Source organism: Mesorhizobium sp. M2E.F.Ca.ET.209.01.1.1, from assembly GCF_004010375.2.
GTDB lineage: Bacteria > Pseudomonadota > Alphaproteobacteria > Rhizobiales > Rhizobiaceae > Mesorhizobium.
In genome coordinates this window covers 1-509 of sequence record NZ_SADP02000105.1, presented here as the reverse complement: position 1 = coordinate 509, position 509 = coordinate 1, and the positions used below count along the sequence as shown (strand labels likewise).

General features: G+C 59.3%; 1 protein-coding gene. It reads left to right on the top strand.

Going from position 1 to position 509, the window contains the following annotated elements:
* Positions 1–292: 292 nt before the first annotated feature.
* Positions 293–509, top strand: a 217-nt coding sequence (locus EN852_RS34795; RefSeq protein ID WP_135879591.1) for a response regulator, incomplete at its 3' end; no start/stop codon positions are given.

The window sequence follows — 509 nt, the reverse complement described above, 5'->3', positions numbered from 1 at the left end:
GTAAAGCGTGCGCTGGAGCCGGCAATGGCGACGGAAGGCGTTGGCGGCACGGCAAGGACAAAGGCGGTCATGGCGATCTCTGAGTTTGATGACGGCACATTCGGCCGATTTCGGGGGTCGGGCAAGGCGTCGTTTTTCATAAAGCACGGGCTTTGCCGCGGCTGGATAAAGAACTAAGGCTTCCCATCATTTTTTGCAGCGATGAATCCCGTCAACAGGCGATAGACTATTTGCCAATAATCCGGCCACAGTCAGGAGACTATGGTGTGCCCGGTAAACCGGAACGAGCCCTATGACAGCCCCTACCGATCGTGCCCGGTTCCTCATCATCGACGACCATCCGCTGTTTCGCGAGGCGCTGCACAGTGCCGTGCAGATGGCTTATCCCGAGGTCGATACGGTCGAGGCACGGTCGATTGCCGAGGCGCTGGATCTGTTGGCCGACGCCAAGCCTTTCGACCTTGCGCTTCTCGACCTCAGCATGCCCGACGTGCACGGCTTCGAGGGGC